The sequence below is a fragment of the Roseibium sp. FZY0029 genome, assembly GCF_036350355.1.
Lineage (GTDB): Bacteria > Pseudomonadota > Alphaproteobacteria > Rhizobiales > Stappiaceae > Roseibium.
This window is the reverse complement of the sequence record NZ_JAZDVZ010000016.1, coordinates 40,480-49,369: the sequence shown is the minus strand read 5'-3', so window position 1 is coordinate 49,369 and position 8,890 is coordinate 40,480. Positions and strand designations below refer to the sequence as shown.

Genomic DNA, 8,890 nt, shown 5'->3' with positions numbered 1-8,890 from the left:
AACAAGCGTGTCGCTGGTGCCGCCCGCGACGACATTGCCGATGATCGTCGAACCCCCTCTCAGCTCCAGAATGTTGGTGCCTGAGGTGAATTCAATGGCATTGGCGCGAACGCCGCCGCCGGAGAGCCCTCCGGAAATCGTCGCTTTGTTGACGATGGTCAGGTCTGAGCCCGTGATGCCGGCTGCGCCAACACCTACGCTTCCGGCAGACCCGGTACTGTGATTAAAGGAGCGACCTCCTCCGCCCCCGTGGCCGCCCGCACCGCCGGCGATCATTCCGCGGTTTTCAATGACGAGACCCGTGCCCGCAATCCCCGCGCCACCCGCGCCGCCGTTGCCACCTCTGCCGCCATCTTCATAAATTGCGAAGCCGCCACCCCCGCCGTTGCTGCCGCTTCCACCCGTTATTGCGCCTTGGTTTTCGATTTTGAAATCGCTGCCTGAAAACGCCGCCGCACCGTTGCCGCCGTCGCCACCGTTGCCCGGCGATTCGAGGAGGGGAGCGAAGGGGTCGACGTCGCCGCCTTTGCCGCCCGCACCGCCATTACCGCCGGTTACCGAGCCGGACAGGGTGAGGGAAAACCCGCTTCCGGAGAGCGCGCTCGCTCCCGCGTCCCCTGCCGTACCGCTGACGCTAGCCGGGCCGCTGACACCGCTCGCCCCTGCCTCGCCGTCCAGCGTGCCCAACAAGGTGGAAGCAAGCGCGTTCGTGGAGGACACGCCAGACAGGACAAGCGATGTGCCACCCGCCGCGAGTGGCGAACCGGTGATCTCAACCGCAGCGCTCGCCCGAACCGTGACGTCCTGCGCAAAGGCCGGCAATGTTCCGGACACGGTAATGGTCGAGACCGCGGGATCGATCTCGATCACGTCCCCGCTGGCGCCTGCGCTGGCAATGGCCCAGCTCAGAGACCCGGCGACAGTGCCGCTGCCGTCATCGGTTGCTTCTGTAACGGTAAAGGTCGCGGCGCTGGCCACGTGAGGCAGCGCGACAAGCAGGGTGGCGGCGCAAAGGGCGGTGGACAGGCGGAGCCGGGCCGACAGCCGCGGCAGAATGCAATGAGCGGAAATGGTTTTCATGAACGTCTCAGCGACAAAAGCAGGCAGACAACGACAAAGAGGCACACACGGTGTGGCGCTTCCCGCTCGCAGGAGCTGAGAGGGCGTCAAATCGGGGCATGGGACCTCCCTGGTGGTTTCAGGTGGAACCATGCCGATGCAAGGAGGCCGTTGCCGTGCGCGCCGGCCCCGCGATTGACATATTTCGCGAGGCATGGTCCGAGACAGCTTTTTGCCGCTGCTTGAGGTGAGGCGCTATCCCCTGTTTAGGGGTTATTGTTTGAAATCAATCCCTTGCCGAGCCAGAGCGCCATCAGCGCCGAACGGCTGGACACGCCGTATTTGCGGAAGATCCGCTTCACGTGGTCGTGGGTAGTGTGAGGGCTCTGGTTATTCTGCTCGGCGATCTGTTTTTCCGTCAGGCCAAGCAGCAGACCTTGCAATACCTGCTGCTCGACCGGGGTCAGCGGCGCGGTTGCCACGCCAACGCCTTCGCCCAACATCTGGTGCTTGAAGAACCAGCGAATGCCGCGTAGCGCATGGGAGACGATTTCCTGATCGTCCGCGGTGAACGGCTTGCTGGCGAAGCTGCGGTGAAAGCCGATCTGGATTTCTGAATCCTCGTTGATCGGGATGCCGGCCCAGAGGGAATCCTGCCGGTCGAGCGCCTTGTAGTAGTTCTTGTAGGAAGGCCCTTCGAACCACTCCGGCGTGGCCAGCTCCTTCAGGCTGAGGACCCGGAACGTCCCGGCCAGCTCCACGTTGCGCGTGGTGGTGATGTCCGGCTCGCCCTTCTCCATCTCCTCGAAAGCCGCGTCAATGGCTGCGCTGGTTCGGTCACACGGGTTCAGGGTGAACAGTGTGCGCGGACGCCAGCCCTTCATCGGATCGCGCGACTGGGGCGAGTTCAATCGCACACAGCCGATCCAATCCGCGTTCTGTGCGTCGATGAGGCCGCAGATCGTCTCGAGCAGGAACCTGCGGGAAGCGTGGATGTCCCCGACGTCGTGGTCGGCCAGGTTGTCCCAGAGCAAATAGATACGTTCGAGTGACGACGGCGCGATTGGCATGAGATTTCCAGGAGAGACATAACAGGCGGGTTGCATCTTGTCTGGATACCCCCCAAAGCCAGCAATAAAAAGGGCCGCATGGATCCTTCCCAACGTTTTCAATCGGAAAGCATGCTGCTGGCGTTAAGTCAGTTGTTTCACATATTTAGCATTTTTCCAGGGAGGCCCCTCCGGCAAGGCCCAAACGGCGTGCGGATATGCTCCGCTCCGACTTACCCTTTCCATTTCCAGAACGACCGCTTGCGAGAACCGCGCCTTGCGGGTCGGGATATGTGAGGGGTTGCATTTCAGGCATCGGAGACTGCCAGTGCGACGCCATTTCGCTCGATTAACCGCCATATCCCGCAGCCCGTTTAAAACATGATAAAAAAATTCAACTTTTTTCCATGTGACAGGTTCCCTCACCGGTCACTTTCGGTGTAATGATCGAACAGCCAAGGCAGCGCCTGCGTTTATGACGACCGCGCGAACCGCCTCAGCCTCCAAACTCTCCAGCAGTTCTGCAAGCCAGTCGCGCAGTTGACGCGTCCCGATGGGATCGTCTTGCCAGTGGGCTGACGGTTCTTGCGGGCAGGCTGACGACCTGACAACGCCGGCTGGAGAGATGTCTTTAACTCGAATGGTGTGCGGCTGACGGTCCAGTGTGGAGCCATGCCTGCCGCAAAGCCCTGCGGGAGAGCGAAGGGATGAAGAGATCTTTGGTTCCGATACCGGTTCGCACCTGTGCGATTGCACTGATGGTGAGCTGCCAGCTTGCGGCCGGGGCAAGCGCCCAGAGCGTTGCGCAGGCAGCCTCCGAGACGACTGCCAGGTCCGCCGAAGAGATTTCCGTCCAGTTGAATGATGCTGAGACGGTGAATGGGTCCTGCCGGCTGACCTTCGTCGTCCGCAATAGCCTGCAAAAGCCCGTGAACGCCCTTGGTCTTGATCTGGTGATGTTCGACACCTCCGATGGTGTTTCCGGCTATGCCGCCATCGACTTCGGTGACCTGCCCGCCGGCAAGACGCGCGTCCGGCAATATGACGTTGCCAAGGGGGAATGCACCGGCATCTCCCGTGTCCTTTTGAACGAGGTGCGTGCCTGCGACCTTCAGGACGCCACGCAGCAGGACTGCCTGCCGCTGCTGCGGATCGACTCGCGGTCGGAAATCGACCTGATCCTCTGATGAAAACCCAAGCGTGATCAAAATGCCTGACGTCCTTTCAGCGGCCCTGCCGCACTTCCTGTCTCCGCTCTCCGGCCTTGTCGACCAGGGCGGCCCGGTGGTGTTGTTCCTGCTCGTTCTTTCTCTGGTGGCCGCAGCCCTGATCGCCGCCAAGCTGCTGCAGTTCCTGTATTTGGGGGTCGGCCGCTTCGGCACCGCCCGCAAGGCGCTGTTCCTGTGGCTGGACGGACGGCCGCAGGAAGCAAAGGCGATGGCGGCCGACGGAAAATCCGTGGTTGCCGACATCATGCTGAAACTGGTGCAGGGCAGCGCCCGCAGCAATACCAGGACCGAGCTTCTGAAAGAGGATGTCGAGCGGATCTGCATCCAGCGGATCAACATGCTGAGGGCCTACCTGCGCCCGCTCGACATGATCGCCCAGACGGCACCGCTGATCGGCCTTCTGGGGACGGTGCTCGGCATGATCGAAGCCTTTCAGGCCATGCAGGGCGCTGGCGCGGCGGTGGATCCTTCCGTTCTGGCAGGGGGAATCTGGGTGGCGCTGCTGACGACAGCCGTCGGCCTTTCGGTCGCGATCCCCGTGTCTGCCATTGTCGGCTGGCTCGACAGCCGCATCGAAGCGGAGCAGGCCGAGATGGAAGCGCTCGTCACGGCCTTCTTCACCGGCGCCATTGCCGAACGCGGCTCGGCCCGGATCGTGGCGCTGGAGGCTTCGGAGACGAGGCATGCAGTTTAAAGCAAGGGCCCGGCGCAAGCCCGTTGGCCTGACCTCGCTGATCGATGTCATCTTCCTTCTGCTGCTGTTCTTCATGCTGGCGTCCAGCTTCACGCGTTATCAGTCGCTGGATCTGTCCAGCGGCGGTGAAGGCGGTGGCGCGTTGGAAAGGCCGGCCTACCTGCGCATCCATGCGCCGGAAAAGCTGGACCTCAACGGCCGCCCGATCCTGAAGGCGGACATGCCTGAGCTCTTTTCCGCCCTGAAGGAAAACAGCATCGTCGCGATCTGGTCAGGGCCGGATGCCAACGTTCAGGATGTGGTCGACGTTATGTCGGCGGCCCGCCGAAGCGGGTTGAAGAGCATTCTGGTGACGGGACAATAGGTGATCTCATGCGCTTGAAATTGCCACAACACCGCGAACCGCCGGAAAACACCATTCCGCTGATCAACGTCGTTTTCCTGATGCTGATCTTCTTCCTGTTTGCCGGATCGGTTGCCCGGGACGATGCCAGGAAAATCGAGCCGCCGCTGAACATACTTGAGGACGAGACCATCCGCTCCACCGGGGCCCTCATCGTGGACCAGCAAGGCCGCACCTTTGCCGGAGACACCGAAATCGGTGTCTCCGACTGGCTGGCAACACATGGTGCGACAGACGGCTCAGACGGCCAGATCAAGGTGGCTGCCGACGGCACCCTGAAGGCGGACGCGTTGGAAAAGGTGCTGCACGACCTGAAGGACGCCGGAAGCACCGACATTGTTTTGATTACAAGAAGAGGCTCGCAGTGAGTTTCGCGCGTTTCCTGGCTGCCGGGGCAATCCTCTCGCTTGTGCTTCACGGCACCGGTGCTGCCTTCTTTGCGAAAGACCCTGACGAAGTCTCGATCGCAGCTTCGGAAGGCAGTGGCGTTGCTGTGATCGGGTCCATCGAGGATCTTGTCGCCGGAGCGCAGGTGGATGCGGTTGCCGACCATCAGCCCGTCGAGGACGTGACGCCGGATGTAGCGCCAATAGAAGAGGCGCAGGAAAGCACCGCAACACCCGAGGTGCAGCCTGACACAACCGCCAAACCGGTGGAGATGCAACCGGCCCCAGCTGTTGCTGAAGCTATGCCCGACATGCCGGTGTCAGAAGCTGTCCCGTCTGTTCCGGCAATGGCAGGCGTTACGTCGACAGAGCCTGTGACAGCACCAGTAACGACAGAAAGCCGGGTTACACTGGAGCCGGTCAAGCCGGTCAAACCGGCACCGCAGCAAAAGCCTGTCGACCTTGCACGGGTGGAGCCCGTCGCGCCGGTGAAGGCAGTGAAGCCAATGGAACCGCAAACGGAAATGCAACAGCCCGTTGCCGATCCACTCGCCGAGGTCACACAGACGCCGACCCGCAAACCCAAGCCGCCTGTCCGCAAGGCGGAAGCTCCCAAGGTGGAGCAGCGTGACACACCCAAGAAGGTTGTGAAAACGCGGACCAGGGGGGCGGAGACCAACGCCCGCAAGGGCGGTGAACGCATTACCAGCAAAAGCGCGAAATCCAACGTCAACGGCCGCGCGAATGCCCGCACCAATGACGGCGGCACGAAAGCGACGTCCAATTATCAGGGCAAGGTGGTGGCGAAACTGCGCCGGGCAAAACGCTATCCCCGGGAAGCGAAGCGGCAGAGGCTGGTGGGAACCGTGAATGTCGGTTTCACGATTTCCTCCAACGGCGCTGTTTCCGGCATTCGCATCACCCGGTCATCCGGCCACCCGGTGCTGGACCAGGCCGCGCTCGACATGGTGCGCAGGGCGTCGCCCATGCCGAAGTTTCCGGGTGACATTCGTGTTGCACGCATGAACATGCAGGTGCCCGTCCGCTTCGACCGGTAACACGTGTGCTCAAAGACGATGGCACTTGCGCTGCCTGACGTAGTGCCCGTCAAGCAGCAGGGGTCTGGCGGTAGCTCTGCTCCAGCTCGATCAGGCGTTGCTTGCGCCAGAGGCCTCCGCCGTAGCCGGTGAGAGAGCCATCGGCGCCGATCACCCGGTGGCAAGGCACCACAAGGGCGAGTTGGTTGGCGCCATTGGCCCGGGCAACCGCCCGTACCGCTTCCGGCCGCCCCAGGGCCCGGGCGAGTTCGGAATAACTTCGTGTCTCGCCGGGCGGAATGGTCAAGAGTTCGCGCCAGACATCTCGCGTGAATGCAGACCCGTGCAGTGCGAGCCTTGTTTCAAACCGGCCGCCGGTACCGGCGAAGAAACCGTCGAGTTCGCTCTGGATCTGGTCGGTAACCTCAGTCCGACCGAACCCGATCTCGCCCTTCGCATAAGTCTGGAGTTTCCTGAACTCTGCCGGAAAGGCCTTACGGTCGAGGAACTCCAGAAGGTGCAACTGGGTCTTGTCGGTGACGGCAATCAGCGGGCCGAGCGGCGAAGCCACCCAGTCGGCAAACAGCAGCGGTTTTGTGGAAAAGGCCCCGGGAGACTGGCCGAGAATCCTGGCAAAGGCTTCGCGGAACGCGCTTGGGGAATCGAAGCCCGCCGTGATCTGCGCATCAATCACCTTGCCGCCTTCTGCAAGCGTGGAGAAACCTTCCTGCAGACGCCGCTGGCGCGCCATTTCCAGAAAGGTCATGCCGAAATGCCGCTTGAAGGCCCGACGCACCGTCGAGGGGTCGAACCCCATGCGCACGAGATCCGGCTCGCCCCAGCGGTAGCCGGGCCGTTTTTCCAGCGCCTCGATCAGCGGTTTCACCACCGGGTCGGCACTTGCCTCCGGTGTCGTCGGGCGGCAGCGCTTGCAGGGTCGGAAGCCCGCGTCAAAACACTCGGCAACCGTGTCGTAGAAGGTGCAGTTCTCCCGCTTCGGCTTGCGCGCCGGGCAGGTCAGCCGGCAGAAGATGCCGGTGGAAGCCACACAGACGAAGACGCGTCCGTCATAAGACGGATCGCGGTTCAGGAGTGCTTCATAGAGCGTGTCGAAACTGGGTCGGGTCATCAGCATGACCCGACCTTACGCCCGGCACGAATGCTTTGCAGCCGGAAATCGGGCGTTAATTTCATTCCATCGGATAGCGCCGGAACACAAACCTTTCCATCGTCATCCCGGCCAAGCCGAGAGATGAGAAACTGGTCTCTACCGGTACACTTCGCTCTCACCGGGGAAGCTGCGGTCCTTGACCTCTTCCGAATAGGCCTTCACCGCAGCCTCAATCTGGCCACCGAGATTGCCATAGACCTTGACGAACTTCGGCGGTGCCGGGTTCAGGCCGAGCATGTCTTCCAGCACCAGGATCTGACCATCGCATTCGGCCGACGCACCGATGCCGATGGTCGGGATCGCGATCTGTCTGGTGATTTTTGCCGCCAGCGGCTCGACCATGCCTTCCAGAACCAGGGCGAAGGCCCCCGCCTCGGCGACAGCCTTTGCGTCTTCCTCGTGGCTCGCCCAGCTGTCCTCGTCGCGCCCCTGGGTCTTGAAACCGCCCATGACGTTGACCGATTGCGGTGTCAGGCCGATGTGAGCCATCACCGGAATGCCGCGTTCTGTCAGGAAGCGGATGGTCTCGGCCATGCGGGCACCGCCTTCCAGCTTCACCGCACCGCACTGGGTTTCCTTCATCACGCGGGCGGCGTTGCGGAAGGCCACCGACGGGCTTTCCTCATATGTGCCGAAGGGCATGTCGACCACCACCAGTGCCCGGCTGGTGCCGCGAACCACGGCCTTGCCGTGCATGATCATCAGTTCCAGCGAAACGCCAACGGTGGATTCCATGCCATGCATGACCATGCCGAGGCTGTCACCCACCAGGATGAAGTCTGCATATTTGTCGACGATAGCCGCCGTATGCGCGTGATAGGAGGTCAGCGAGACGATGGGGTCTCCGCCCTTGCGGCGGGTGATCTGCGGGGCCGTGATGCGGCGGACGGGTTTCTGGGTGCTCATGCGGCGTCCTTTCGATAAGGGGCTTGAGACGGATTATCAGGCGGCGGGTGCAATCACCCGCTGGTCGATCAGGAGAACGGTGCCGAAGCGCACGGCCAGCAGCACGACGGCCGGGCGGTCGAGTGTGCCGGAGAGTTCTTCAAGGGTTTCCGCATCGCGGATGTCGACGCTTTCAACCTTTCCGGAGGGCGCTTCACCAAGGTTTTTTCGGACAGCGGCTTCCAGCTCCGAAATTGTCGGGGCCGATTTCGCAAGCTGCTCCGCAGCGGTAAGCGACCGACTGAGCTGAACAGCCTCGGCCCGGTGCTCCGCCGTCAGGCGCACATTGCGTGACGACATCGCCAGCCCGTCTGCCTCACGCACCGTCTTGTGCGGCACGATTTCCAGCGGCATGTCGAGATCGCGCACCATCTGCCTGATCAAGGTGAGCTGCTGATAGTCCTTCTCGCCGAAGACGGCGAAATCCGGCGTGACGATGTTGAAGAGCTTGGTGACGACCGTAGACACACCACGGAAATGACCGGGCCTGAGGGCCCCCTGCAATATGACGGACAGGCCCGGAACCTCGACGAAGGTATCTCCGCCGGCGCCGTACATTTCCTCAACGCTCGGCAGAAACACGGCGTCGGTACCTTCCGCCTCCAGAAGCGCAAGATCGCGCGCTTCATCGCGTGGATAGGTCGACAGATCCTCGTTGGGGCCAAACTGGGTGGGGTTGACGAAGATGGTGGTAACCACACGGTCCGCCTTTTGCCGCGCCATACGCACGAGGCCGAGGTGGCCCTCATGCAGATAGCCCATTGTCGGCACAACTGCGACAGTATCACCCGCGCGTTTCCAGCCTCGCACGGCTTCGCGCATCTCCGCCTTCGTCCGGCAGATGATCATCGTTCTCAATCCTCCCGCGACCCCGTTTCCCGCCCGGGGTTTCTTTTCGCGGGTGCAGCATAATGACG

Annotated in this window: 9 protein-coding genes and 1 pseudogene; 5 read left to right on the top strand and 5 right to left on the bottom strand. The window is 62.2% G+C overall.

From position 1 onward, the window contains the following. Window positions 1–1,080 (bottom strand): annotated as a pseudogene (locus V1T76_RS28555) (autotransporter domain-containing protein); the annotation flags it as partial. 245 nt (window positions 1,081–1,325) lie between these two features. After that, entirely contained in the window at window positions 1,326–2,129 is an 804-nt protein-coding gene (locus V1T76_RS28550; protein WP_330564064.1) for a helix-turn-helix transcriptional regulator, read from the bottom strand. 686 nt (window positions 2,130–2,815) lie between these two features. Between V1T76_RS28550 and V1T76_RS28545 the strand changes: the two genes are divergently transcribed. The 5 genes from V1T76_RS28545 to V1T76_RS28525 are packed head-to-tail and all read left to right on the top strand — an operon-like array spanning window position 2,816 to window position 5,878. After that, window positions 2,816–3,295, top strand: coding sequence for a hypothetical protein (locus V1T76_RS28545; protein WP_330564063.1), 480 nt, complete (start codon window positions 2,816–2,818; stop codon window positions 3,293–3,295). A gap of 22 nt (window positions 3,296–3,317) precedes the next feature. Beyond that, a complete protein-coding gene (locus V1T76_RS28540; RefSeq protein WP_330564062.1) occupies window positions 3,318–4,031 on the top strand; it encodes a MotA/TolQ/ExbB proton channel family protein in 714 nt (237 codons plus the stop codon). Then, window positions 4,021–4,395: an ExbD/TolR family protein gene (locus V1T76_RS28535; protein ID WP_330564061.1), complete on the top strand. Its 375-nt coding sequence runs from the start codon at window positions 4,021–4,023 to the stop codon at window positions 4,393–4,395. Before V1T76_RS28540 ends, V1T76_RS28535 begins: the two co-directional genes overlap by 11 nt. Window positions 4,396–4,403: 8 nt before the next feature. Continuing rightward, the gene (locus V1T76_RS28530; protein WP_330564060.1) at window positions 4,404–4,802 is read left to right on the top strand and encodes an ExbD/TolR family protein; all 399 of its coding nucleotides are present in this window, start codon (window positions 4,404–4,406) and stop codon (window positions 4,800–4,802) included. Beyond that, window positions 4,799–5,878: an energy transducer TonB gene (locus V1T76_RS28525; protein ID WP_330564059.1), complete on the top strand. Its 1,080-nt coding sequence runs from the start codon at window positions 4,799–4,801 to the stop codon at window positions 5,876–5,878. Before V1T76_RS28530 ends, V1T76_RS28525 begins: the two co-directional genes overlap by 4 nt. Window positions 5,879–5,927: 49 nt before the next feature. On the opposite strand, the gene V1T76_RS28520 is transcribed toward V1T76_RS28525, so the two are convergent. From V1T76_RS28520 to panC, 3 genes are all read right to left on the bottom strand, one after another. Next, window positions 5,928–6,992 (bottom strand): bifunctional transcriptional activator/DNA repair enzyme AdaA, encoded by a 1,065-nt coding sequence (locus V1T76_RS28520; RefSeq protein WP_330564058.1) that lies wholly within the window; start codon window positions 6,990–6,992, stop codon window positions 5,928–5,930. 132 nt (window positions 6,993–7,124) lie between these two features. Further along, window positions 7,125–7,934, bottom strand: coding sequence for a 3-methyl-2-oxobutanoate hydroxymethyltransferase (gene panB / locus V1T76_RS28515; protein ID WP_330564057.1), 810 nt, complete (start codon window positions 7,932–7,934; stop codon window positions 7,125–7,127). 36 nt (window positions 7,935–7,970) lie between these two features. Next, window positions 7,971–8,822, bottom strand: coding sequence for a pantoate--beta-alanine ligase (gene panC, locus V1T76_RS28510; protein ID WP_330564056.1), 852 nt, complete (start codon window positions 8,820–8,822; stop codon window positions 7,971–7,973). Window positions 8,823–8,890: the final 68 nt, after the last annotated feature.